This window comes from Allobosea minatitlanensis, assembly GCF_964020775.1.
Genome location: NZ_OZ224509.1, coordinates 4295822 through 4319251 on the forward strand (window position 1 = coordinate 4295822; position 23430 = coordinate 4319251).

Here is a 23430-nt window from a genome sequence, read left to right on the forward strand (position 1 = left end):
CGTCTTCAATCCTGTGGTCCGTCTGCCGGCCGTCCTGCCGCGAATAGGGCTGGAGCGCTAGTCATGCGCGCCGAGGATGGTCTGGTCGAAATCGATGTTGGAGCCGGTCATCAGGCCGGATTCGTCGGAAGCGAGATAGGCGACCGCCTTGGCGACCTCGCGCGGATCGATCAGCCGGCCGAAGGGCTGCGACGCCGCCGCCCCCTCCAGCCAGTCGTCCTCGGCGTCGTGGCGCAGCTTCATGATCGCGTCCTCGCCCGGCGTCGCCATCCAGCCGATATTGAGGCCGTTGACGCGGATGCGGTGCTTCAGCAGCCCGTAGGCGGCGTTCCTGGTCAGCACGGCGAGCGCGCCCTTCGAGACGCTGTAGGCGCAGAGGAAGGGCTGGCCGCCATGGGCCGACATCGACTGGATGTTGACGATGGCGCCCGGCACGCCCTGCCGCCGCATCAGATCGGCGACATCCTGGATCAGGAAGAAGGGCGCGCGCAGATTGACCGCCATGATCCGCTCATAGAGCGCCGGCGCGGTGTCGAAGATGGTGCCGCGGTCGGTGTCGCCGGCGGCGTTGACCAGGATGTCGACATGGTCGAAAGCCGCGGCAGCGGCCGGGACGATCTGCCGCACCGCGTCGAGATCGGCGAGATCGACCTGGTGGAACCGGGCCGCGCAGCCGGCATCGCGCAGGCTCGCCGCGACCGCCTCGCCGCGCTCGCGGTTGCGCCCGGTCAGCAGGACGCCGCGCAGGCCGCGGGCGGCGAATTCACGCGCGACCGCCTCGCCCAGCCCCTGGCTGCCGCCGGTGACGATCGCCACGCGGCCCGCGAGGCCACGGTCGAAATCTGCGCTCTGCGGCACCTGCCGGGCCTCCCTGAATGGCAGGAATTTTTTAGTTTCCCGCTTGTTGGAATAAATATTCCATTCTCGACTCGCCCAAGTCAAGCGCCGACGCAGGGTTCCGCACCGGCGCCGGCGCTTGACAAGCCGGCCCATCCGCGGTGTTGCAGCGGCGCGGCCCCGGCATGGCCGCGACGGAACCCTTGGCGATGCCCCCGACGGCACCAGTCCCGACGAGCCCGGCCCGCGCCGGCGCAAGGCCCGGCAGCGGGCGAGGTTGACGGCAGCGCGTCGCGCGCCGCCCGTCCGTTCGCCGTCATTCCCGTCATTCCTGCCGAAGGGCCGCCGCAGCGGCGGCATCAGCCATGCTCGAACACACCGCCATCCTGACCCTCTCCTGCCCGAACCGGCCCGGCATCGTCGCCGCGGTCTCGACCCTGCTGTTCGAGGCCGGATGCAATATCCTCGACGCGCAGCAATTCGACGACATCGAGACCGGGCGCTTCTTCATGCGCGTCGTCTTCAACCGGCTGGAAGGCGGCCGGCCGCACGACGCCATCGCCGCCGCGGTGGCCGAGCTGGCGGAGCGCTTCGCCATGGCGTTCAGCCTGCGCGAGACGGCGCGGAAGAAGCGGGTGATGCTGCTGGTCTCGAAATTCGACCATTGCCTGGCCGACCTGATCTATCGCTGGCGGATCGGCGAACTGCCGATGGAGATCACCGGCATCGTCTCGAATCACGCGCGCGCGCACATCGCCTCGACCGATCTCGGCGACCTGCCCTTCCATCACCTGCCGGTCACCCGCCAGACCAAGATGGAGCAGGAGGCGGAAATCTGGCGGCTGATCCAGGAGACGCGGACCGACCTCGTCGTCCTCGCCCGCTACATGCAGATCCTGTCCGACGGATTTTCCGCCAAGCTCGCCGGCCGCTGCATCAATATTCATCACTCGTTCCTGCCCGGCTTCAAGGGCGCCAAGCCCTATCATCAGGCCCATGAGCGCGGCGTGAAGCTGATCGGCGCCACCGCCCATTACGTCACGCCCGACCTCGACGAGGGCCCGATCATCGAGCAGGACGTCGAGCGCATCTCGCATCGCGACACGCCCGACGACCTGGTGCGCAAGGGCCGCGACATCGAGCGGCGCGTGCTGGCCCGGGCGGTCCGCCACCATCTCGAGGACCGGGTGGTTCTCAACGGGCAGAAAACCGTCGTCTTCATCGATTGAACCGAATAAAATTGCGCGCTCGACGCATTTTTTTGCACATCACCGGAAAAACAAGACGCTCCGGCCGGGCGTGGCGGCCCATTGGCGGTCCAGAGGATGCGCCGCACAGTTGACGCCTTCGTTGGCCCATGCCTTGCTGGAGCGGCAACCAAGAAAAATGGCGCGTCCAGCGCTGGGGATGCTTTTTGTTTTTTTGAAGGTGGAGGCAATCCGATGAACGAGCAGCAAATCCGCGGTCTGGTCGCGGATGTGAAGGACGGCACGCTGTCGCGACGATCCTTCATTCAGAGAATGGCGGCCCTCGGCATCGCGGCACCGATCGCGAGCCAGATCCTGGCCTGGAACGACGTCGCGATGGCCAATGCCACGCTCGCCTACAAGCCGACCAAGGCCGGCGGCGGCGGGCCGCTGAAGATGCTGCTCTGGCAGGCGCCGACGCTGCTCAACCCGCATTTCGCCTCGGGCACCAAGGACCAGATCGCCTCGCGCATCTTCTACGAGCCGCTCGCCGGCTGGGACAAGGAAGGCAACCTCATCCCGCAGCTCGCCGCCGAAGTGCCGACCAAGGCCAATGGCGGCCTCTCCGCCGACGGCAAGGTCGTGACCTGGAAGATCAAGCAGGGCGTGAAATGGCATGACGGCAAGCCGCTGACCGCGGACGACGTCGTCTTCACCTGGGAATACGCCAAGGATCCGGAAACGGCCGCCTACACCACCGGCGCCTACACCAACATCACCGTCGAGAAGGTCGACGACCACACCGTCAAGGTGATCTTCAAGGAGCCGACGCCGTTCTGGGCCGATCCCTTCGTCGGCGTCGCCGGCATGATCATCCCGAAACACCATTTCGGCGATTACAAGGGCGCCAAGTCGCGCGAGGCCCCGGCGAACCTGAAGCCGGTCGGCACGGGCGCCTACAAATTCGTCGACTTCAAGCCCGGCGACATCGTGTCGGCCGAGCGCAATCCCGACTACCACGTCAAGAACCAGCCGTATTTCGACACGCTCGAGGTCAAGGGCGGCGGCGACGCCGTCTCGGCGGCGCGCGCCGTGCTGCAGACCGGCGAATACGACTACGCCTGGAACCTGCAGGTCGAGGACGAGGTCCTCAAGCGGATGGAGACCGGCGGGCGCGGCAAGATCAGCGCCGTTCCTTCCGGCGACATCGAGTTCATCATCCTCAACACGACCGATCCCTGGACCGAGGTCGACGGCGAGCGCTCCAGCATCAAGACCAAGCATCCGACGCTGTCGGACCCGGCCGTGCGCCAGGCGATCAACCTGCTGATCGACCGCGACTCGATCCAGAAGTTCATCTATGGCCGCGGCGGCACCGCGACGGCGAGCTTCGTCAACGAGCCGAAGCAGTTCAAGTCGACCAAGCTCAAATACGAGTTCAACATCGACAAGGCCAACAAGATCCTCGACGAGGCCGGCTGGAAGAAGGGTTCCGACGGCATCCGCGAGAAGGACGGCAAGAAGCTCAAATACGTCTACCAGACCTCGATCAACGCCCCGCGCCAGAAGACGCAGGCGATCATCAAGCAGGCCTGCCAGCGCGCCGGCATCGATCTCGAGCTGAAATCGGTCACGGCCTCGGTGTTCTTCTCGTCGGACGTGGCGAACCCGGACACCTATACCAAGCTGTACACCGACATCGAGATGTACACGACCACGCAGCCCCAGCCCGATCCGGAGCGCTTCCTCAACCAGTTCGTCTCCTGGGAGATAGCCAGCAAGGAGAACAAGTGGCTGGGGCGCAACGTCTCGCGCTATTCCGACCCGGAGGCCGACAAGGCCTACAAGGCGGCGCAGAAGGAGCTCGACCCGGCCAAGCGGGCCGCGCTGCTGATCAGGGTCAACGAGATCTTCTGCGAGGCCAACGTCATCCTGCCGATCCTGTCGCGCACCCGCGTGGCGGCCGCGACATCGAACCTGTCGCACGACCATTCCGGCTGGGACGTCGATACCTGGAACCTCGCGGCCTGGTATCGGAGCTGACCTTCGGACGCCCTTCGCACCCAATTCCCTGTGCGAAGGGCGGTTGCCCCGGCTTGCCCCCCGGCCCCCGACAGGGCAGGTGGGCTGGCCGGCTGCAACCGGCGTTCGCCCCGCGGCCTCGCCGCGCCTGTATAGAGACGAATTCATGGCGACATATCTGATACGGCGGCTTCTCATCGCCATTCCAAGCCTGCTCGGCATCAGCGTGATCCTGTTCACGATCCTGGCGCTCGCGCCGGGCGACCCCTTCTCGGAGATGGCGACCAATCCGAACGTGCCGCCCGAGGTGCGCGAGGCCATCCGCGCCAGCTTCGGCCTGAACGACCCGATCTGGGTGCGCTACATGCGCTGGCTGACGGCGATGGCGCAGGGCGACTGGGGCTTCTCCTTCGCCAGCCGCATCAATGTCGACCAGCTCATCCTGCAGCGCCTGCCGACCACGCTCTTCGTCGTCGGCTCCTCGCAGATCCTGGCGCTGTGCATCGCCCTGCCGGTCGGCATCTACGCGGCGACGCGGCCCTATTCGGTCTTCGACCAGATCGCCAACACGCTGGCCTTCGTCGGCTTCTCGCTGCCGACCTTCTTCACCGGCCTGCTCTTCATCCTGCTCTTCTCGGTGACGCTCGACTGGTTCCCCTTCGTCTACCGCTCCGACATCGCCGCCACCGGCTGGCGCTGGTACTGGGAGATGTTCCGCCAGGCGATCATGCCGATCACCGTGCTCGGCGTGTTCCAGGCGGCTTCCTATACGCGCTATGTGCGCTCCTCGGTGCTCGACGTGATCCGGCTCGACTACGTCACCACGGCCCGCGCCAAGGGCCTGAGCGAGCGCAAGGTCACGCTGCGCCACATCACCCGCAACGCGCTGATCCCGGTGGTGACGCTGGTCGCCCTGCAGATGCCCGCCGTCTTCGGGGGCGCGCTCGTCACCGAGCAGATCTTTCGCGTCCCCGGCATCGGCTCGCTGCTGATCGACGCGATCCTCGCCAACGACACACCTGTGATCATGGCCGTGACCTTCGTCTTCTCCTGCCTGGTGGTCCTGTTCAATCTCATCGCGGATATCCTTTATGGCTGGCTCGACCCTCGCATCTCCTTCAGCTGAGCCGACCGTGGCGGCGACCGCCTCCAAGGCCGCGGTCTCGCCGGGGCGCGAGACCTGGCGGCGCTTCAAGCGCCACCGGCTGGCCGTGGCGAGCTGCTTCATCCTCGGCTTCCTGGTCCTCGGCGTCGTCGTCGGCCCCTGGCTCTGGCCGGTCGCGATCAACGAGATCGACTTCTCGGCCCAGCTCCAGGGCCCGTCCTGGGCGCATCCCTTCGGCACCGACGATCTCGGCCAGGACATCCTGGCGCGGATGATGTACGGGGGCCGCATCTCGCTCGCCGTCGGCCTCGCCGCGATGATCGTGGCGACCACGGTCGGCGTCATCATCGGCGCTCTGGCCGGCATGTCGCGCAAGATCGTCGATCCGTTCCTGATGTGGGTGACGGACCTGTTCCTGTCGCTGCCGCAGCTCCCGCTGCTGCTGCTGGTGATCTATCTGTTCCGCGAGCAGCTCAAGGCCGTGTTCGGCGTCGAGGGCGGCGTCTTCGTGCTGATCGTCGTCGTCATCGGCGGGCTGCGCTGGATGCCGGTGGCGCGGCTGGTGCGCGCCCAGTTCCTCTCGCTGCGCGAGAAGGAGTTCGTCGAGGCCGCCCGCGCCCAGGGCGCGACCAAGCTCCGGCAGATGGTCAACCATATCCTGCCCAACGCGCTCGGCCCGGTCATCGTCGCCGCGACCATCGAGGTCTCCTCGGCGATCATCGCCGAATCGACGCTCTCCTTCCTCGGCCTCGGCTTCCCGCCAGACATCCCGACCTGGGGACGGCTGCTGTTCGACGCCAAGGACCAGCTCGACACCGCCCCGCACTGGGCCCTGTTCCCGGGTGCGGCCATCTTCCTGACCGTCCTGTCGATCAACTTCATCGGCGACGGCTTGCGCGACGCGCTCGACCCGCGCCGCGTGATCTGATGAGGGCGCGGTTCCGCGTTCCCGGAACCGCGCCATGTTTTTGGTTTGACGCATATTCGCTGACGCGGACCTTCGGTTCTTCAGGCGAACCGGTGCCCGCCTCGCTTGAAAATGCTCCAGAGAAGGACCTGAAATGACCTCGCCGATCCTCTCCGTCTCGAACCTCTCCACCTCCTTCCGCGTCGAAGGCCAGTGGAAGTCGGTCGTCCGCAACGTCTCCTTCGACATCATGCCGAAGGAGACGCTGGCGGTGGTCGGCGAATCCGGCTCCGGCAAGAGCGTCACGGCGCTCTCGATCATGCGGCTCAACCCGCCGGCCTCGAGCAAGATCGAGGGCTCGATCAAGCTCAACGGCAAGGAGCTGCTGACCCTGCCCGACGCCGAGATGCGCCATATCCGCGGCAACGAGATCGCGATGATCTTCCAGGAGCCGATGACCTCGCTGAACCCGGTGCTGACCATCGGCTTCCAGATCGCCGAGGCGCTGATCCTGCATCGCGGCCTGTCGCGCTCGCAGGCCGAGGCCGAGACGATCCGCCTGCTCGAGAAGGTCCGCATCCCGGCGGCGAAGTCGCGCTTCCACGAATATCCGCACCGCTTCTCGGGCGGCATGCGCCAGCGCGTGATGATCGCGATGGCGCTGGCCTGCAAGCCCAAGCTGCTGATCGCCGACGAGCCGACGACCGCGCTCGACGTGACGATCCAGGCGCAGATCCTGGAGCTGATCAAGACGCTGCAGGACGAGGAGGGCATGTCCGTCCTGTTCATCACCCACGACATGGGCGTGGTCGCCGAGATCGCTGACCGCACGGTGGTAATGTATAATGGCGAGCAGGTCGAGACCGGCTCGACCGACGACATCTTCCGCAACCCGCAGAAGCCCTACACCAAGTCGCTGCTCTCGGCCGTGCCGAAGCTCGGCTCGATGATCGGCAAGGCCCGGCCGATGCGCTTCCCCGTCGTCGACCGCAACACCGGCGAATCCGACGTGCCGACCGAGGTGCCGGACACCGTCAAGGAGGCCGAGCGCCCGGTGCTGGAGGTCGCGGGGCTGACCACCCGCTTCGAGATCCGCGGCGGCCTGCTCTCCTCGGTCCGCGGCCGCGTCCACGCGGTCGAGAACGTCTCCTTCAGCCTGAAGGCCGGCGAGACGCTGGCGCTGGTCGGCGAATCCGGCTGCGGCAAGTCGACCACCGGCCGCTCGGTGATGCGCCTGATCGAGCCGCTTTCCGGCTCGGTGCTGCTCGACGGCGTCGATGTCCTCAAGCTCAACCAGCATGACCTGCGCGAGCAGCGCAAGCGCATGCAGATGATCTTCCAGGACCCCTTCGCCTCGCTCAACCCGCGCATGAATGTCGGCACCGCCATCGCCGAGCCGCTGCTGATCAACAACCTCGCCAGCCGCTCCGAGGCGCGCGACAAGGTCGCCGACCTGCTCAAGCGCGTCGGCCTGTCGCCCGACATGGCCAACCGCTTCCCGCACGAATTCTCGGGCGGCCAGCGCCAGCGCATCTGCATCGCGCGCGCGCTCGCGGTCGAGCCCAGGCTGATCGTGGCGGACGAGGCGGTCTCGGCGCTCGACGTCTCGGTCAAGGCGCAGGTGGTCAACCTGATGCTCGACCTGCAGGCGCGCATGGGGCTGGGCTATCTCTTCATCTCGCACGACATGGCGGTGGTGGAGCGCGTCAGCCATCGCGTCGCGGTGATGTATCTCGGCGAGATCGTCGAGATCGGCCCGCGCGAGGCGATCTTCGAGAACCCGCAGCATCCCTACACCAAGCGCCTGCTCGCGGCGGTGCCGATCGCCGATCCGGCGCGGCGCCTGCAGAAGCGCACGGTCTCCAACGACGAGATCAAGAGCCCGGTGCGCGCGCCCGACTACGAGCCGCCGGTGCGCCAGTACCGCGAGGTCTCGCCGGGACACGCCGTGATGATCTGGGGCGAGGAATGGGAGAAGAAGGAGCCGACCGCGGTCGCGGCCTGAGGCTTCCGAAGCCAGAAACGATCAGCCCGCGGCTCGCGCCGCGGGCTTTTGTTTTTCGCGCTGCAAGGGCGTTGCGCGAGCGGCGAGGCAGGCCCCGCCTTGCTGCGCTCTCCTCAGCCCATGATCCTTGCGACGATCCGGCGCAACTCCTCGCGGGAAAGGCCGCAGGGTTCGGGTTTCCAGTTCGGGGAGGCTTTCGGGGACGACGACCCGGGAGCGGAAACGTTCTGCTGGGGGATTTTCTTGTGTTCGTATGGGATCTTGTTTTTCATAACTGTCCAGTGGCGGCGCGTTGTCCGCGCGGCCTGTAAGGTTGCCTGACGCGATGCCGGCAACAGGGCGCCTCAAATCGGCGCCGGATGAGCGAAGGAATGAAAGAAGAAGGCAAAGCGCCGGTTGCGGCGCGGCCATCCGAGCATTGCGATCGGTCCGGCCTTGCTAGAAGCTCATTGTGGCTATTTGAAGTTACGCCCCCCCTTCGGGAAAATAATCGGCGAGCGCGACAGCCGTGCCATGCCGTCAGGGCCCGCGAAGATTCATCTCGCCGGCGACCGTCGCGGCCTCCGCCGCAGCGAAGGGCCGCGCCGCACATCGCGCATCCGAGGCAGCTCGTCCGACGTCGTCACGATCCGGAACCGGGCGTCCGGGTGGCGCATGATCTAGCGGATCGAACGCGCCAACAGGTCGGTGACACCCCATCGACGGGGCAGGCCCGGCCATACGGCCGTAGCCATGGCCGCCCTCCTGTCGTGTCGGGTCAGGCCGTGCTTCGCTTGCCCCGGACACTCCGCTTCGCAGGCGGCGGGCTCGCCGCGGCGATCGCGGCATCGGCGGCCTCCTTCGCGAGCCGCAGGGCGCGCAATCGGGCCGTACGCTCGCGGATGGCCGCCTGTTCGACGCGCAACGCCTCGAGAGCCGTTTCGGCCTCGGCGCGGCGTTGCGCAGCGAGGGTCGCCCTGCTCTGCGCTCGCAACTGAGTCTCTTCCAGTGAAAGCCTGGTGCCCGACACTGCGACCTCCTTCGGTACAAGCTGTGGCAAAGGACCGCTTACTGGGCTTGCTGCGCCGGCCGGGCGGGACGAGCGGGCCGCTCCACACGCTTCGGCGCCGGCAGCAATCCTTCACGCTGGGCCTGCTTGCGCGCCGCCTTGCGAGCCCGGCGGATCGCTTCGCCCTTTTCGCGCGTCCGCCGCTCGGAGGGCTTCTCATAGGCCCGGCGCGCCTTCATCTCGCGAAACACGCCTTCGCGCTGCATCTTCTTCTTGAGGACGCGTAGCGCCTGATCGACATTGTTGTCGCGAACCAGAACCTGCATTTGGATTTTCCTTCGGTGGAAACAAAAAGGGCCGGGCGAACCCCGACCCTTCGCGTCCATCCGCCGTTCCATCGAGCAGCAGGCAGACTATCCGACCGCCGCATCCGAGGATCGTCACGCCGGACGGTATCCCGTCTCACTCGACCTGGAGATTGTCCGCAGAGACCTTGCCGGAACGCTTGTCCTGCACCAGCTCGTAGGAGACCTTCTGGCCTTCCTGAAGCATGCGCAGGCCGGCGCGCTCGACCGCGCTGATATGGACGAAGGCATCCTGGCCACCGCCTTCCGGCTGAATGAAACCAAAACCCTTGTCCGTGTTGAACCATTTGACAGTGCCGCCGGCCATGCTGACCTCCTGTAAAAGCGACCATTCACACGCCGCTTATGCAACGCATGTTTCGATTTGAGCAGGAAGTTCGTCAGCAATACGCGATGAAGCGCGGGGCCAATTCGTTCGGCCTAGATCGATTTTGCTAACATGGGACTTATCGGCCCCATTGTCAAATCGGGAATCCATTCCGGAAATATTGAAGATGTCACGCGGCCGATCAAGCAAGCTGCAGCCCGCATCGAGAAGCCTGCATCGAAGCGATGGCGGGCCTGCGGTTACGGGCCGCCGAATCACAGGCACGGATGCGTTTGAACAGCCTCCGAAGGCGTGTTCGAGACATGCGTGTTCGAGACATGGCCGCCGGGCCGCGCAACGACGATGCGATGCAGCGACAGCCTGGCGCCATTCGGCAATTCGGGGAACGGCCCTGGCGGGCGCAGCCGCCTTTGAGCCGAGACGAGCTGAGCCCGGGACAAGGGCGCCAAAGGGCGCAAGCTCCCGCACCCGCGCCCTTTCCTCGCGCTCAATCCGGAATCCGCTCCCAATCCCGGAGCCAGGGCGCGGCCGAGGCGTCGCTGGGCGCGCGCCAGTCGCCGCGCGGCGAGAGCGAGCCGCCGGAGGAGACTTTCGGCCCGTTCGGCACGGCCGAGCGCTTGAACTGGCTGGTCTCGAAGAAGCGGCGGATGAAGACGCCGAGCCAGCGCTTGATGGTGGGCAGGTCGTAGGCGACGCGCCTGTCGGCCTCGATGTTCGGCGGCCAGGCGCCCTTGCCGGCGTCGCTCCAGGCATGCGCGGAGAGGAAGGCGACCTTGCTGGGCCTGAAGCCGTAGCGCGTCGTGTAGAACAGGTTGAAATCCTGCAGCGCATAGGGACCGACGAAATCCTCGGTCTTCTGCGCCGGCTTGTCGCCCACGCCCGGCACCAGCTCGGGCGAGATCTCGGTCGCGAGGATGTCGAGCATCACCGCCGAGGCCTCCTCGCCGAAGCGGCCGGACTGGGCGACCCAGCGGATCAGGTGCTGGATCAGCGTCTTCGGTACCGAGCCGTTGACGTTGTAATGCGACATGTGATCGCCAACGCCATAGGTGCACCAGCCGAGCGCCAGCTCCGAGAGGTCGCCGGTGCCCATCACCAGCGCATTGTGCCGGTTGGCGAGTCGGAAGAGCACGGAGGTGCGCGCGCCCGCCTGCACATTTTCAAAGGTAATATCGTAGACGGGCTCGCCCTTGGCGAAGGGGTGGCCGATATCGACCAGCATCTGCCGGCAGGCCGGCGTCATGTCGATCTCCTCGGCCCCGACGCCGAGCGCCCGCATCAGCCGCCAGGCATTGTCCTTGGTGTCCTTGCTCGTTGCGAAGGCGGGCAGCGTATAGGCGAGGATGTTTTCGCGGGGCAGGCCGAGCGCATCGAAGGTATGGGCCGCGACGATCAAGGCCTGCGTCGAATCGAGGCCGCCGGAGACGCCGATCACCACCTTGTCGATGCGCGTGCTTTCCAGCCGCTTGCGCAGGCCGTGCGACTGGATGTTGTAGGCCTCGAAGCAGAGCTCGTTCAGCCTGGCGTCGTCGCTCGGCACGAAGGGGAAGCGCTCGACGGCGCGGGCGAGGCCGAGATCGCTCTGGCGGTCGGGATCGAGCGCGAACTCGACGCGGCGGAAGCTCAGCCTGTCGCGGTGCATGTCGGCGCTGTCGCCAAAAGTGTTCTGGCGGATGCGGTCCATCACCAGCCGCTCGAGGTCGATATCGGCGAGGATGAGCTGCGGCTCGCTGGCGAAGCGCGCCGCCTCGGCCAGCAGCGCGCCGTTCTCGTAGATCATCGCCTGCCCGTCCCAGGCGAGATCGGTGGTCGATTCCCCGGTGCCGGCGGCGGAATAGGCATAGGCGGCAATGCAGCGCCCGGAGTGAGCCTTGCAGAGCGCGTGGCGCCATTCCGACTTGCCGATGGTGACGTTGCTGGCGGAGAGGTTCAGCAGCAGCGTCGCGCCCGCCAGCGCCGCATAGGAGGAGGGCGGGATCGGCGTCCAGACGTCCTCGCAGATCTCCATATGGACGGTGAGATCCGGGATATCGGTCGCCGTCAGCAGGATGTCGGTGCCGAAGGGCACCTCCTGGCCGCAGAGCTCGATATAGAGCGCGCCGGCGCGCTCGCCCGAGGCGAACTGGCGGCGCTCATAGAACTCGCGGTAGTTCGGCAGATAGGTCTTCGGCACCGCGGCGAGGATGCGGCCGCGATGGAGCGCGACGGCGCAGTTGAACAGCCGGCCCTCGACCCTGAGCGGGGCGCCGACCACGGCGACGCAGCCCAACGTCCGCGTTTCCTCGGCGAGGCGGCCGAGCGCCTCGCGCACCGCGTCGAGCAGCGCGTTCTGCTGGAGCAGGTCGTCGATGGCATAGGCGCTGAGGCCGAGCTCGGGGAAGAGGCAGAGCGCGGCGCCACCCTCGTCGGCGCGGCGCAGCAGGCCCAGCGTTTCCGCGAGGTTGAAAGCAGGGTCCGCCACCTTCAGCCGCGGCGCGGCGCAGGCGATGCGGACGAGGCCCTGGGCGTAGATGTTGCGGAAGCTCATGGACACTCCGTCGGGCGGCGCGCGGCCGGCCGCCCTCGCCCGCTTATCGCGCAGAGGCGCGGGGCGAGGCAAGGAGAGCCGCGGCAGGTCCGCGCCGATGCGGCGGCATGGGGCCCCATGCGGCGGCGGCGCGGGGGGACCCGGGCGGACCGGCGCATCCCGGATGGGCGAAGCTCGCAGGGTCCCGCGATTGCCGGGCTGGCGGGCAGGCGGTATCCCTCGGCGGACGACAGAGCGGACAGAGCCGCCGCCGCATCCGGGAAACGCCATGTCCGACGCCTCCGACCGCCGCCTCATCGGCACCTTCGATTATGTCGTTATCGGCGCGGGCTCGGCCGGCTCCGTGGTCGCCAACCGGCTCTCCGCCGATCCCGGCACCAAGGTCCTGATGCTGGAGGCCGGCGGCAAGGACGACTGGATCTGGTTCCACATCCCGGTCGGCTATCTCTTCGCCATCGGCAATCCGCGCGCCGACTGGATGTTCCAGACCGAGCCGCAGGCCGGGCTCGGCGGCCGCAGCCTGGCCTATCCGCGCGGCAAGGTCGTCGGCGGCTCCTCGGCGATCAACGCCATGGTCTATATGCGCGGCCAGGCGGCCGATTACGACGGCTGGCGCCAGCTCGGGCTGACCGGCTGGGGCTGGGACGACGTCCTGCCCTATTTCCTCAAGCACGAGGACCATATCGCCCCGCCGCCGGGCGGGCTGCACAGGGCCGGCGGGGAGTGGCGCGTCGAGCATCCGCGCGTGCGCTGGGCCATCCTCGACGCCATCCGCGACGCGGCCGAGGCGGCCGGCATCGCCAAGATCCCGGACTTCAACACCGGCGACAACACCGGCTCCTCCTATTTCCAGGTGAACCAGCGGCGCGGCCGGCGCCTCTCGGCCTTCAACGCCTTCATCAAGCCGGTGATCGACAAGCGCGACAATCTCAGGCTCGAGACCCGCGTCCATGTCGAGCGCATCGTCTTCGCGGACGGGCGGGCGAAAGCGGTGGAATTCACCCATGGCACCGAGAAGCTGAGGGTCGAGGTCCGCGGCGAGGTCGTGCTGTCGGCCGGGGCCGTCGCTTCGCCCTTGCTGCTCGAACGCTCCGGCATCGGCGCCGGGGCGCGGCTGCAAGGGCTCGGCATCGAGACGCTGGTCGACGCGCCCGGCGTCGGCGAGAACCTGCAGGACCATCTCCAGATCCGCCCGGTCTACAAGGTCCACGGCATCAGGACATTGAACAGCGACTACGCGAAGCTCTGGCGCCGGCCGCTGATGGCGCTGCAATGGGCGGCCCTGCGCAGCGGGCCCCTGACCATGGCGCCCTCGCAGGTCGGCGCCTTCGCCAAATCCTCGCCGGACTATGCGACGGCGAACCTGCAATATCATTTCCAGCCGCTCTCGCTGGATAGCTGGGGCTCGGGCCTGCACCCCTTCGACGCCTTCACCGCGAGCGTCTGCAACCTCAGGCCGACCAGCCGCGGCAGCATCCATCTGCGCTCGGCCGACCCTTTCGACACGCCGGTGATCGCGCCGAACTATCTCGACACCGCGGAGGACAAGCGGGTCGCGGTCGACGCGCTGAAGCTGACGCGCAGGATCGTGGCGCAGGCGCCGCTCGCCCGCTACCGGCCGGAGGAATATCTGCCCGGGGCGGCGACGCAATCCGACGAGGAGATGCTGGAGGCGGCGGGCAGGCTCGGCACCACGATCTTCCACCCGGTCGGCACCGCGAAGATGGGCCGCGAGGACGATCCGCAGGCCGTGCTCGACGGCCGGCTGAAGGTCCGCGGCGTGGCGGGGCTGCGCGTCATCGACGCCTCGGTGATGCCGGCCATCACCTCGGGCAACACCGCCAACCCGACGATGATGATCGCCGAGAAGGGCGTGGCGATGATGCTGGAGGATGCGCGCGGCTAGGCCTCCCCCCGCCGCATATCCTTGTGAGGAGCGAAGCGGCGACGGATGCCGCGCAACATGGAAACGCCATGAATCCGGGCTTATGACTCGCCCTGCGATGTCCGATCAGCTCCCGCCCCCGCCCGCCCCGGAACGCGGCCCGCTCCTGCGCGGCCTGCTCGCGGTGCTGCGCGGGGCGCTCGCCGTCTTCATCCTCCTCGACGAATTGCTGCGGCCGCTCTACCGGCCGCTGATCCGCAAGCTCGCGGGCCTGCGCGCCATGCGCCGGCTGGAGGCCGCCGTCGCCGGCCTGCCGCGCCCGCTCGTCCTGCTGGCGCTGGCCATCCCCTTCGCCATCGCCGAGCCGCTGAAGCTCGTCGGCCTGCTGCTGTTCGCGGATGGGCGGTTCTGGGCCGGGCTCGCGGTGACGGCCTTCGCCCATCTGATGAGCTTCGTCTTCGTCGAGCGCATCTACCATGCCGGGCGCGAGAAGCTCCTGAGCTATCGCTGGTTCGCCTGGATCATGGGACAGGTGGTGCGGGTCCGCGACCGGGTGCTCGGCTGGGTCAGGGAGACCCCGGCCTACGGCTTCGCGCTGCGGACGCGCGACGCCGCGCGGCGCTGGTGGCGCATGATGCTGGCGTGACGGCCGGCCTCAGCCCGGCGGGCGGCCCCGCGCCAGCGCGAACAGCGCTCCTGCCGCCAGCGCCGAGACGGCGACCAGCAGCAGCGTCGAGACCACCACGCCGCCGCGCTCCAGCGACACCGACAGGACGAGCGGCGCCGCCGCCTTGATCACGAGGCCCGGCGCGGAGAGCCGCCCCATCGTCGCGCCGAAGCCGACCGGGCCGAAGAGCTGGAGCGGCACCGTGCCGCGCACGATCGAGCTCAGCCCCATGCTGATGCCGAAGGCCAGGGCGAAGGCGCCGGCGACGAGCGGCTGCGCCCCGCCGGCGAGCAGAAGCAGCAGGCCGAGCGGCATCAGGCAGGCGGCGACCCAGGCCGTGGCGACCGGCGGCACGGCCCGGCCGAACAGCATCTCGGCCAGCCGCCCCGCCACCTGCGACGGCCCCAGCATCGCGCCGATGCCGACGGCGACGGAAGCGGCGAGCCCGAAACCGCGCAGCAGCGTCAGCATATGCACGGCCATGGCTGAGATGACGAAGCCCTGCAGCGAGAAGGCGAAGGCCAGCAGCAGGAAGGCGCGGCGCCGCGCCGCGCCGTGCAGATAGGCGGCCTCCGGCGGCGTTTCCGCCACCGCCTGGACCGCGGCGGCGGCCACCGGACGGCGCACGCGGCCCGGCAGGAAGACGAGATGCAGCGGCACGCAGACGAGGAACTGCGACAGGCCGTAGAGCCGGTAGACCCCGCGCCAGTCGAGCAGGCCGAGAAGCGCGCTGGTCAGCGGCCAGAACAGGGTCGAGGCGAAGCCGCCGATCAAGGTGAGCAGGCTGATGGCGCGCCGCGCCTGGCTGCCGCGCGCCTGCGTCAGCGCCGCGAAGGCGGCGTCGTAGAACACCGCCGTCGTCACCGCCTGGAGCGCCACCATCGCCGCGACATAGCCGGCGAGGCCGCGCGCCTCGGCCAGCGCCAGCAGCGACAGTCCCGCCAGCGCCGAGCCCAGAGTCATCACCAGCCGCGTGCCGTAGCGGTCGATCAGGCCGCCCGTGACGGGGGCGACCGCCCCGCCGAGCAGCACGCCGACCGCGAAACCGCCGAAGGTCCATTCCGGCGCCCAGCCGAATTCGGCCGTGATCCGCGGCGCCAGCACGGTGAAGGCGTAATAGAGCGCGCCATAGCCGAAGATCTGCGTCACGCCGAGCGCCGGGATCAGCAGCGGCCCGCCCGGCCGGAACAGATGGGGAGAGGGCACGCGCGCCGGCCTTTGCTAGACGAGCCCGTTGCGCAGCTCGGCGTCGCCCCGCGCCAGCCGGTCGAGATTGTCGAGCAGGATGTCGACGACGTTGCGCTCGTAGAGCCGCGTCTCGCCGGCGCTGTGCGGCGTGACGATGACCTGCGGCAGCCGCCAGAAGGGCGAGGCGGCGGGCAAGGGCTCCTCGTGGAAGCAGTCGAGCCCGGCGCCGGCGATCGCGCCGCCCTGCAACGCCCCGAGCAGGGCCGCCTCGTCGACGACCCTGCCGCGCGCGACATTGACCAGATAGGCCGAGGGCCGCATCGCGCCGAGGATGCGGGCATCGACCAGCCCTTCGGTTTCGGGCGTCAGCGGGCAGGTCAGGGCGACGAAATCGGCCTGCGCCGCCACCGCGGCGAGACGGTCGGGCCGGACGATCTCCTGGACATGGGGATGGGCCTCCGGATTGCGGCGCACGCCGATGACGCGCATGTCGAAGGCCGAGGCCAGCCTGGCCAGCCGCAGGCCGATGCGGCCGAGGCCGACGATCACCAGCGTCTTGCCGCCGAGCTCGTCCTCGCGGCGGGCGCGGTCGCCGATCATCGGGCGCCAATGCCGCGCCGCCTGATTGTCGCGGGCGAGATGGAGCTGGCGAGCCAGCGCCAGGATCAGCGACATCGCATGCTCGGCCACGGCGCGCTCATTGCCGCCCTGGGCGCTGGCGAGCCGGACGCCAGCCTGCGCCAGCGCCGCCTTGTCGAACTGGTCGGTGCCGGCGCTGATCGACTGGATGAAGCGCAGCTTCGGCAGGCGCGACAGCAGATCGTTGCGCCAGAGGCCGGAGACGACCAGAACGTCGGCTTCCGGCCCGTGCTCGCACAGCTCCTCGAAGCTGCGCATCTCGAAGCTTCTCGCCGCCCGTCCGCGCGCCGCGAACTCCTCCTGCATCCGGTAGGCGGCATGGGCGAAGCCGATCGTCAGCTCGCGCTCCGCTGGCAAGAAACCCATCGCGTCCATCCCTCCCGAATCCGCGGTTTTCCCGAGGTTAGCCGGTGCGCCGGCTCCCGTCCCGGCGCTGACCGCATGCAAGCCTCACGCTGGCGGCGGCGCCTCCGGCGCATCCGCGAGGAGCGCCGCATGCAGGCGAGACCAGGCGGCCTCATCGCCGGGCAGGCCGAAGCGCAGCCGCTCCGGCGCGTCCCGGAAGCGGCGGACATAGATGCCGCGGCGCCCGAGCCGGGCGAAGAGCGCCGCAGCCGCCGGGCTCTCCAGCAGGCGGAACAGGCCGGCGCCGCCGACGACGCGGCCATGCGGCGCGAGCAGCGCGTCGAGCCGCGCGGCGTCGCGGGCGCGCGCCGCGCCGGCCTCGGCGAGCCAGGCGGGATCCGCCAGCGCCCGCGCCCCGACATGCAGGGCCGGGCCGGCGACCGGCCAGGGGCCGAGCCCTGCCGCGAGGCGCGCCATCGCACCCGGCGCGCCGATGGCGAAGCCCAGGCGCAGGCCCGCGAGCCCATAGGTCTTGCCGAAGGAGCGCAAGACGACGACCCCGGCTGGCAGGCCGGGCACGAGGCTGGCCTCGGGCGTGAAATCGGCGAAGGCCTCGTCGACGACGAGCAGGCCGCCGCGGGCCGCGCATCCTGCGGCGAGCCTCGCGAGCTCTTCCCGCCGGAGCACGCGCCCGTCCGGGTTGTTGGGATTGACCACGACGACCGTGGCGGCCGCTCCGATCTCCGCCGCGGCGGAAACCTCCGTCACGGCAAAGCCCGCCTTGCGCCAGGCATGGCCGTGCTCGGCATAGGTCGGGCCGAGGATGGCGACGGGGCCGGCGGGCGCGAGGCGCGGCAGCAATTCGATCAGGATCTGCGTGCCGGGCGCGGCGACGATGCCGGCCTGGACCGGGACGCGATAGGCCGCACGCGCGGCGGCGATCAGCGCGGCCTCCTCATCCGCCCCGGGCAGGCGCGTCCAGAGGCTTAACGGCAGCGCCGGAAGCGGATAGGGGATCGGGTTGATCCCGGTGGAGAGATCGATCCAGGGCTGCGGCGCTTCCGGAAAGAGCGCGCGGGCCGTGGCGAGATCGCCGCCATGCCAGATGCCGTCCTCAGCCACGTTCCTCGCCCCCATCGCGTTCGCGCCCCGCATGACCCTCTCCGCCAGCCTGCCGCTGCTCGTGCTCGCGCTTCTGATCGAGGCGGCGTTCGGCTATCCGCAGCGCTTCTATGCCGCGATCGGCCATCCCGTCACCTGGATCGGGCGGTTGATCGGTGCGCTCGACCGGGCGCTCAATCGGGAAGCCGCTTCCTTCGCCCTGCGCAAGACGATGGGCGTGCTGGCGCTCGCGCTGCTGCTCGCCGTCGCCATCGCCGTGTCGGCGCTGCTCCAGCGCCTCTGCCTGTCCTTCGGACCACTCGGCCTCGTCCCGCTCGCGCTCCTCGCCTCGACGCTGATCGCCCAGCGCAGCCTCCACGAACATGTCGCCCGGGTCGCCGAAGGGCTCGAACAGGCGGGGCTGGAAGGGGGGCGAAAGGCCGTCGCGATGATCGTCGGGCGCAATCCGCGGACGCTGGACGAAGCCGGCGTGTCGCGCGCCGCGATCGAAAGCCTCGCCGAGAATTTCTCGGACGGGATCGTCGCGCCGGCCTTCTGGCTGGGGCTGGGCGGCTTGCCCGGCATCGCCGCCTACAAGGCGATCAACACCGCCGATTCGATGATCGGCCACCGCACGCCCCGCCATCTCGCCTTCGGCTGGGCTTCGGCCCGTCTCGACGACCTCGTCAACCTGCCGGCCTCGCGCCTGACGGCGCTGCTGCTGGTCGCCGCGGCGGCGCTCGACCGTAACGTCGATGCCGGCGGTGCCTGGCGGGCGATCCGGCGCGATGCCGGCAAGCACCGCTCGCCCAATGCCGGCTGGCCGGAGGCTGCGATGGCCGGGGCGCTGGGCCTGCGCCTCGCCGGGCCCCGCATCTATGGCGAAACCCGCGTCGAGGATCACTGGATGGGCGACGGCCGGGCCGAGGCGAAGGCGGGCGACATCCGCCGGGCGCTCGCGCTCTATCGGCGCGCCTGCGGCCTGCTCTGGGCGCTGGCCGCGCTCTTGGCGATGGTGACGCTGATCTGAGCTTATTCCGGCACCGGCACCGCACGCCGCGCAATGGCCTGGAGGTCGGCCCCCTGCGGCAGCGCGCCGAAATGGCCGGACCAGCCGCCGGCCAGCCGCGAGGCGACATAGGCGTCTGCGACCGCATGCGGCGCATGGCGGATCAGCAGCGAGGCCGAGAGCCCGAGCGCCATCCGCTCGACGAAGCGCCGCGCCAGATGCTCGTGGCGGAGCACGTCGACCAGATCGGTCTCAAGCTCGCCGAGGAAGGCGTCGAAGCGCGGATCGCTGCCGCGGGCGGCGCGCAATTCGTCGAGCAAGGCCGGGACGCAATCCGGATAGCGGCGGATCGAGCGGAGCACGTCGAGGCAGACGACATTGCCGGTGCCCTCCCAGATGCCGTTGAGCGGCGCCTCGCGGTAGAGCCGCGCCATCAGATGGTCCTCGATGAAGCCGTTGCCGCCATGGCATTCGAGCGCCTCGACCACGACCGGCGTGGCGCGCTTGCAGTTCCAGTATTTCGCGATCGGCGCGCCGATGCGGCCGATCAGCTTCTCCGCCTCGCTTTCGCCTTCGCGGTCGAGCGCATGGACGAAGCGGAAGGCGAGCCAGGCGGAGGCCTCGACCTCGAGCGCGAGGTCGGCGATCACATTCGTCATGATCGGCTGGTCGATCAGCGCCTTCTGGAAGGCGCGGCGATGCGCGGTGTGATGCGCCGCCTGCGCCACGGCATGGCGCATCAGCCCGGCCGAGCCGACGGCGAAATCGAGCCTGGTGTAGTGGTTCATCTCCAGCCCGGCGCGGATGCCGTGGCCGGGCTCGCCGATGAGATGGGCGATCACGCCGCGGAATTCGACCTCGGAGGAGGCGTTCGACCTGTTGCCGCACTTGTCCTTGAGCCGCTGGATCTGGAGACGGTTGCGCGAGCCGTCCGGCAGCCAGCCCGGCACGACGAAGCAGGAGACGCCCTCGTCTGTCCGCGCCAGCGTCAGGAAGACATCGGAATGCGGGACGGAGAAGAACCATTTATGGCCGGTGAGGCTGTAGGTTCCGTCGGCATTGCGGGTCGCCACCGTCTGGGTCTGGCGCAGATCCGAGCCGCCCTGCTTCTCGGTCATCGCCATGCCGACGGTGCCGCCGCGCTTCTGCGCCGCCGGCAGCGGACGCCCGTCATAGTCGCTGGAGGTGATCAGCCGGCCGAACTCGGCCCAGCGCGCCGGATCGCGCTGCAGCACGGGAATCGCCGAATAGGTCATGCCGAGCGGGCAGCAAATGCCGTTCTCGCCCTGATTCCAGAGATAGGACACCGCCGCGCGCGCCACCTGCGCGCCCTCCCGCGGCCTGGTCCAGCAGAGCGAATGGAACTCGTCGCGCATGGCGAGGCCCATCAGTTCATGCCAGGCGGGATGGAACGCGATCTCGTCGATGCGCCGGCCCCAGCGGTCATGGGTGCGCAGTTCCGGCAGGTTGCGGTTGGCCTGCCGCGCCAGATCCTGAACCGCTTGCGAGCCGACATGGCCGCCGACCGCGCCCGCCTGCTCGCGGAACCAGCCGGCGTCGAAGGCGTCTAGGATGCGGCCGAGCGCCGGGTCCGCCGCGAAGGCATCGTAATCCGCCAGCGCCGGAGCCTGGTTCAGCACCTCATGGGTATCGTAGCCATAGGCGTCGAGCACGGTCATGCGGGCTGTCCTTCATGGGAGATCAGGGCGGCGAGGGAGAGATCGGCGAGGGCGGCGGCGATCTCGCGGCCGCGTTCAGGGCTGATCGAACGATCCGGCGAGAGCGGGCCGATCAACGCCTCCATGAAGCCGCCGACGATCATCGCGGCAGCGGCATCGGGATCGACGGGGCGGAAAGCGCCCTGCCTCCCGCCCGCGACGACCAGCGCGCGAAAAATCCCGGCGATCGCGCGGCGGTAGTCGAGCCGCGTCGCGTCGACGGCCGGGTCGGCGGGCTCGGCGATCATCGACCAGGCGAGGCGGCGATTGGCGAAGGCGCGCCGGGCGAAGGCCTCGACCGCCGCCGTCAGGCGCTCGGCGACGGGGGCGTCGCTCGCCGCGATCTCGCGCAACACGGCAAGCTCGCGCGACGAGACCGCCGCGACGATCTCGGCCATCAGCTCCGCCTTGGAGGCGAAATAGGAATAGACGCTGCCGGTCGAGACGCCGCTGGCGGAAGCCACCGCCGCGATCGAGGTCTCGTGGAAGCCGACCTCCGCGACGATGCCGCGCGCGGCGGACAGGATCGCCTCGCGCTTGCCGGCCTTGCGCGGTTGCCTCGCCGTTCCCTCGGCCATGCGCGATCCCGAAATTGAACCTGAATTCAGATTCAATCTGAAAGCAAAGCGGCTTTCCGTCAAGCGGATGGATCGAGGGGCGAGATCGCTCCTCGCCGGAACGGCTGGTGGCAACCACCGGGCGTCGGCCGGCGAGGGAAATCAGGCTGTCATGCCGGGACTGGCCCGGAAGCCATGCCGGCACGCCGCTGTTCAAGGCTCGGCGCGGCGCCCCGCTCGATGCGGGGGTCATCGGCGGCGCAGCGCTGATCCCGGCGGCGCTCGCCCTCCTGAACCGCATGGATTTCCGCGGCGTTCATCCCCGGGCCGGACCAAGGCCGGGGCAAAGGGCCGCGACCGGGAGCGCAGGCTCCGGTGAACATGCGGAAGCCCTCAGAACTCGATGCCTTCCTGCGCCTTCACCCCGGCGGCGAAATGGTGCTTCACCAAGGTCATCTCGGTGACGAGGTCGGCCGCCTCGATCAGCTCCGGCTTGGCGTTGCGGCCGGTGACGACGATGTGCAGATCCGGCCGGCGCGCGGCCAGCGTCGCCACCACCTCGGCGAGCGGCAGATAATCGTAGCGCAGCGCGATGTTGAGCTCGTCCAGCACCAGGAGCCGGATGCCCGGATCGGCCATCAGCTCCCTGGCCTTGGCGAAGGCGCGCCCGGCGGCGGCGATGTCGCGGGCCTTGTCCTGCGTCTCCCAGGTGAAGCCCTCGCCCATGCTGTGCCACGAGACCTGATCGCCGAAGGCTTCGAGCGCCCTGCGCTCGCCGGTCGACCAGGCGCCCTTGATGAACTGCACCACGCCGATGCGCCAGCCATGGCCGAGCGCGCGCAGGATCAGCCCGAAGGCCGCCGTCGACTTGCCCTTGCCGGGGCCGGTATTGACGATCAGCAGCCCCTTCTCCAGCGTCTTGGAGGCGACCTCGGCATCCTGCACCGCCTTGCGCTTCTCCATCTTGGCCTTGTGGCGGGCGGCTTCGTCGCTGTCCGTCGTCATCGTCGCGCTCGCTTCTACTTCACCCGCATCGGCAATCCGGCGACCATGAAGACCACGCCGGCCGCGCGCGCCGCAAGCGCCTGATGCAATCGCCCGGCCTCGTCGCGGAAGCGGCGGGCGAGCGCGTTCTCCGGCACGATGCCGAGGCCGACCTCGCTGCCGACCAGCACGAGCGGGGCGGAAACGGTTTCGCAGGCGGCGATCAGGGCCTCGCATGCCGCGCCGGTATCCTGTTCCGCGAGGATCAGGTTGGTCAGCCACAGCGTCAGGCAGTCGACCAGGATCGGCCGACCGGCCGGCTGAGCGGCGATGGCTTCGGCGAGGGCCAGCGGCGCATCCACAGTTTCCCAGCCCGTCGGGCGGCGCGCCCGGTGCTCGGCGATGCGCGCCCGCATCTCGTCGTCATAGGCCTGCGCGGTGGCGATATAGGTCCAAGGTGCCGGCAGGGCCTCGACCAGGGCCTCGGCATGGCGGCTCTTGCCGGAGCGGGCGCCGCCGAGGACGAGGGTGAGATGGGGGATGGGCGTTGCTTGCATCGGCGGCTTCGGGTTCGCTCGCCGTCATCCCGACGACCGAAGCGAGATCCGGAATGACCGCGTAGAGGAAGGACCGGCCCTGCATTGCACAGCCGCACGCCGAAGGCTAATGATCGTCGCCGACGGTGCCTCCGCGAGGAGGTGAAAAGGGAACGCGGTGCGACGCCGCGGCTGCCCCCGCAACTGTAAGCGGGCGTCCTGCGCCATCGCCACTGGAGTTCGCTCCGGGAAGGCGGCGGAGGGCACCGGACCCGCGAGCCAGGAGACCTGCCGTCACCCGCAACGATCCAACCGGCTGCCGGCGGGGCGGCCACGGAGAACCGCCATGAACACCGCCTCGGTTTCCACCGCCCGGCCCAGCGTATCGGAGAGGGTCAAGGCCGTCGCCGCCGCCCTCGTCGTCGGCGTCGCCCTGGTCTACACCACCGGCTTCGCGGCCTCGACCAATGTCCACAACGCCGCGCACGACACCCGCCACGGCCTCGCCTTCCCCTGCCATTGAGGGAAGC

At 69.1% G+C, this 23430-nt stretch carries 21 protein-coding genes and 1 riboswitch; of the genes, 9 read left to right on the forward strand and 12 right to left on the reverse strand.

What is annotated here, in order from left to right; genetic code table 11:
- Window positions 1–57 precede the first annotated feature (57 nt).
- Window positions 58–858, reverse strand: a complete 801-nt coding sequence (locus ACWH43_RS21040; protein ID WP_260349060.1) for an SDR family oxidoreductase — start codon at window positions 856–858, stop codon at window positions 58–60.
- A 344-nt stretch (window positions 859–1202) separates the two neighbouring features.
- Between ACWH43_RS21040 and purU the strand changes: the two genes are divergently transcribed.
- The 5 genes from purU (at window position 1203) to ACWH43_RS21065 (ending at window position 8063) form a co-directional block, all read left to right on the forward strand.
- Window positions 1203–2066 (forward strand): formyltetrahydrofolate deformylase, encoded by an 864-nt coding sequence (gene purU / locus ACWH43_RS21045; protein ID WP_158443789.1) that lies wholly within the window; start codon window positions 1203–1205, stop codon window positions 2064–2066.
- A gap of 213 nt (window positions 2067–2279) precedes the next feature.
- Entirely contained in the window at window positions 2280–4067 is a 1788-nt protein-coding gene (locus tag ACWH43_RS21050; protein WP_448153626.1) for a peptide ABC transporter substrate-binding protein, read from the forward strand.
- Between the two features lie 145 nt (window positions 4068–4212).
- Window positions 4213–5172, forward strand: coding sequence for an ABC transporter permease (locus tag ACWH43_RS21055; protein ID WP_158446402.1), 960 nt, complete (start codon window positions 4213–4215; stop codon window positions 5170–5172).
- The gene (locus ACWH43_RS21060) at window positions 5138–6079 is read left to right on the forward strand and encodes an ABC transporter permease (RefSeq protein WP_158446403.1); all 942 of its coding nucleotides are present in this window, start codon (window positions 5138–5140) and stop codon (window positions 6077–6079) included. Before ACWH43_RS21055 ends, ACWH43_RS21060 begins: the two co-directional genes overlap by 35 nt.
- A gap of 133 nt (window positions 6080–6212) precedes the next feature.
- On the forward strand, window positions 6213–8063 hold the full coding sequence (locus ACWH43_RS21065; protein WP_158446404.1) for an ABC transporter ATP-binding protein: 1851 nt from the start codon (window positions 6213–6215) through the stop codon (window positions 8061–8063).
- A 757-nt stretch (window positions 8064–8820) separates the two neighbouring features.
- Here the strand turns inward: ACWH43_RS21065 and ACWH43_RS21070 are convergent.
- From ACWH43_RS21070 to ACWH43_RS21085, 4 genes are all read right to left on the reverse strand, one after another.
- A complete protein-coding gene (locus ACWH43_RS21070) occupies window positions 8821–9072 on the reverse strand; it encodes a transcriptional regulator (RefSeq protein WP_260349054.1) in 252 nt (83 codons plus the stop codon).
- A 38-nt stretch (window positions 9073–9110) separates the two neighbouring features.
- Window positions 9111–9377 (reverse strand): 30S ribosomal protein S21, encoded by a 267-nt coding sequence (gene rpsU / locus ACWH43_RS21075; protein WP_158446411.1) that lies wholly within the window; start codon window positions 9375–9377, stop codon window positions 9111–9113.
- Between the two features lie 136 nt (window positions 9378–9513).
- Window positions 9514–9723 (reverse strand): cold-shock protein, encoded by a 210-nt coding sequence (locus tag ACWH43_RS21080; protein WP_158446406.1) that lies wholly within the window; start codon window positions 9721–9723, stop codon window positions 9514–9516.
- 508 nt (window positions 9724–10231) lie between these two features.
- On the reverse strand, window positions 10232–12271 hold the full coding sequence (locus tag ACWH43_RS21085) for an NAD(+) synthase (RefSeq protein ID WP_158446407.1): 2040 nt from the start codon (window positions 12269–12271) through the stop codon (window positions 10232–10234).
- A gap of 268 nt (window positions 12272–12539) precedes the next feature.
- Here ACWH43_RS21085 and ACWH43_RS21090 point away from each other — a divergent pair, with 268 nt between their 5' ends.
- Together ACWH43_RS21090 and ACWH43_RS21095 are read left to right on the forward strand one after the other, a co-directional pair.
- Entirely contained in the window at window positions 12540–14177 is a 1638-nt protein-coding gene (locus tag ACWH43_RS21090; protein ID WP_158446408.1) for a GMC family oxidoreductase, read from the forward strand.
- 97 nt (window positions 14178–14274) lie between these two features.
- Window positions 14275–14802 (forward strand): hypothetical protein, encoded by a 528-nt coding sequence (locus ACWH43_RS21095; RefSeq protein ID WP_158446409.1) that lies wholly within the window; start codon window positions 14275–14277, stop codon window positions 14800–14802.
- 9 nt (window positions 14803–14811) lie between these two features.
- Here the strand turns inward: ACWH43_RS21095 and ACWH43_RS21100 are convergent, their stop codons facing one another.
- From ACWH43_RS21100 to cobD, 3 genes are all read right to left on the reverse strand, one after another.
- Window positions 14812–16029, reverse strand: a complete 1218-nt coding sequence (locus ACWH43_RS21100; RefSeq protein WP_158446410.1) for an MFS transporter — start codon at window positions 16027–16029, stop codon at window positions 14812–14814.
- Between the two features lie 15 nt (window positions 16030–16044).
- Window positions 16045–17016, reverse strand: a complete 972-nt coding sequence (locus ACWH43_RS21105; RefSeq protein ID WP_158471777.1) for a D-2-hydroxyacid dehydrogenase — start codon at window positions 17014–17016, stop codon at window positions 16045–16047.
- Window positions 17017–17100: 84 nt separating this feature from the next.
- A complete protein-coding gene (gene cobD / locus ACWH43_RS21110; RefSeq protein ID WP_260349051.1) occupies window positions 17101–18150 on the reverse strand; it encodes a threonine-phosphate decarboxylase CobD in 1050 nt (349 codons plus the stop codon).
- On the opposite strand from cobD, the gene cbiB reads away from it, so the two are divergent.
- Window positions 18149–19126: an adenosylcobinamide-phosphate synthase CbiB gene (gene cbiB, locus ACWH43_RS21115; protein ID WP_158446906.1), complete on the forward strand. Its 978-nt coding sequence runs from the start codon at window positions 18149–18151 to the stop codon at window positions 19124–19126. The two genes, cobD and cbiB, sit on opposite strands and share 2 nt — an antisense overlap.
- A gap of 2 nt (window positions 19127–19128) precedes the next feature.
- On the opposite strand, the gene ACWH43_RS21120 is transcribed toward cbiB, so the two are convergent.
- The 4 genes from ACWH43_RS21120 to cobU form a co-directional block, all read right to left on the reverse strand.
- Window positions 19129–20784 (reverse strand): acyl-CoA dehydrogenase family protein, encoded by a 1656-nt coding sequence (locus ACWH43_RS21120; protein ID WP_158446905.1) that lies wholly within the window; start codon window positions 20782–20784, stop codon window positions 19129–19131.
- Complete coding sequence (locus ACWH43_RS21125; RefSeq protein ID WP_158448260.1) at window positions 20781–21401, reverse strand: TetR/AcrR family transcriptional regulator; 621 nt, start codon at window positions 21399–21401, stop codon at window positions 20781–20783. The genes ACWH43_RS21120 and ACWH43_RS21125 overlap by 4 nt, the downstream gene beginning before the upstream one ends.
- A 372-nt stretch (window positions 21402–21773) precedes the next feature.
- On the reverse strand, window positions 21774–22385 hold the full coding sequence (cobO, locus tag ACWH43_RS21130) for a cob(I)yrinic acid a,c-diamide adenosyltransferase (protein WP_158445691.1): 612 nt from the start codon (window positions 22383–22385) through the stop codon (window positions 21774–21776).
- Between the two features lie 14 nt (window positions 22386–22399).
- Window positions 22400–22921: a bifunctional adenosylcobinamide kinase/adenosylcobinamide-phosphate guanylyltransferase gene (gene cobU, locus ACWH43_RS21135; protein ID WP_158445690.1), complete on the reverse strand. Its 522-nt coding sequence runs from the start codon at window positions 22919–22921 to the stop codon at window positions 22400–22402.
- Between the two features lie 106 nt (window positions 22922–23027).
- Window positions 23028–23210, forward strand: a riboswitch (cobalamin riboswitch).
- A 36-nt stretch (window positions 23211–23246) separates the two neighbouring features.
- Between cobU and ACWH43_RS21140 the strand changes: the two genes are divergently transcribed.
- Window positions 23247–23423 (forward strand): CbtB domain-containing protein, encoded by a 177-nt coding sequence (locus tag ACWH43_RS21140; protein ID WP_158445689.1) that lies wholly within the window; start codon window positions 23247–23249, stop codon window positions 23421–23423.
- Window positions 23424–23430 lie beyond the last annotated feature (7 nt).

What these genes read in the sequence shown, in the direction of transcription:
- purU (WP_158443789.1), top strand. Translation starts at nt 1,203, where the DNA reads ATGCTCGAACACACCGCCATCCTGACCCTCTCCTGCCCGAACCGGCCC.
- ACWH43_RS21050 (WP_448153626.1), top strand. Translation starts at nt 2,280, where the DNA reads ATGAACGAGCAGCAAATCCGCGGTCTGGTCGCGGATGTGAAGGACGGC.
- ACWH43_RS21055 (WP_158446402.1), top strand. Translation starts at nt 4,213, where the DNA reads ATGGCGACATATCTGATACGGCGGCTTCTCATCGCCATTCCAAGCCTG.
- ACWH43_RS21060 (WP_158446403.1), top strand. Translation starts at nt 5,138, where the DNA reads ATGGCTGGCTCGACCCTCGCATCTCCTTCAGCTGAGCCGACCGTGGCG.
- ACWH43_RS21065 (WP_158446404.1), top strand. Translation starts at nt 6,213, where the DNA reads ATGACCTCGCCGATCCTCTCCGTCTCGAACCTCTCCACCTCCTTCCGC.
- rpsU (WP_158446411.1), bottom strand. Translation starts at nt 9,377, where the DNA reads ATGCAGGTTCTGGTTCGCGACAACAATGTCGATCAGGCGCTACGCGTC.
- ACWH43_RS21080 (WP_158446406.1), bottom strand. Translation starts at nt 9,723, where the DNA reads ATGGCCGGCGGCACTGTCAAATGGTTCAACACGGACAAGGGTTTTGGT.
- ACWH43_RS21085 (WP_158446407.1), bottom strand. Translation starts at nt 12,271, where the DNA reads ATGAGCTTCCGCAACATCTACGCCCAGGGCCTCGTCCGCATCGCCTGC.
- ACWH43_RS21090 (WP_158446408.1), top strand. Translation starts at nt 12,540, where the DNA reads ATGTCCGACGCCTCCGACCGCCGCCTCATCGGCACCTTCGATTATGTC.
- ACWH43_RS21095 (WP_158446409.1), top strand. Translation starts at nt 14,275, where the DNA reads ATGTCCGATCAGCTCCCGCCCCCGCCCGCCCCGGAACGCGGCCCGCTC.
- ACWH43_RS21105 (WP_158471777.1), bottom strand. Translation starts at nt 17,016, where the DNA reads ATGGGTTTCTTGCCAGCGGAGCGCGAGCTGACGATCGGCTTCGCCCAT.
- cbiB (WP_158446906.1), top strand. Translation starts at nt 18,149, where the DNA reads ATGACCCTCTCCGCCAGCCTGCCGCTGCTCGTGCTCGCGCTTCTGATC.
- cobD (WP_260349051.1), bottom strand. Translation starts at nt 18,150, where the DNA reads ATGCGGGGCGCGAACGCGATGGGGGCGAGGAACGTGGCTGAGGACGGC.
- ACWH43_RS21120 (WP_158446905.1), bottom strand. Translation starts at nt 20,784, where the DNA reads ATGACCGTGCTCGACGCCTATGGCTACGATACCCATGAGGTGCTGAAC.
- ACWH43_RS21125 (WP_158448260.1), bottom strand. Translation starts at nt 21,401, where the DNA reads ATGGCCGAGGGAACGGCGAGGCAACCGCGCAAGGCCGGCAAGCGCGAG.
- cobO (WP_158445691.1), bottom strand. Translation starts at nt 22,385, where the DNA reads ATGACGACGGACAGCGACGAAGCCGCCCGCCACAAGGCCAAGATGGAG.
- cobU (WP_158445690.1), bottom strand. Translation starts at nt 22,921, where the DNA reads ATGCAAGCAACGCCCATCCCCCATCTCACCCTCGTCCTCGGCGGCGCC.
- ACWH43_RS21140 (WP_158445689.1), top strand. Translation starts at nt 23,247, where the DNA reads ATGAACACCGCCTCGGTTTCCACCGCCCGGCCCAGCGTATCGGAGAGG.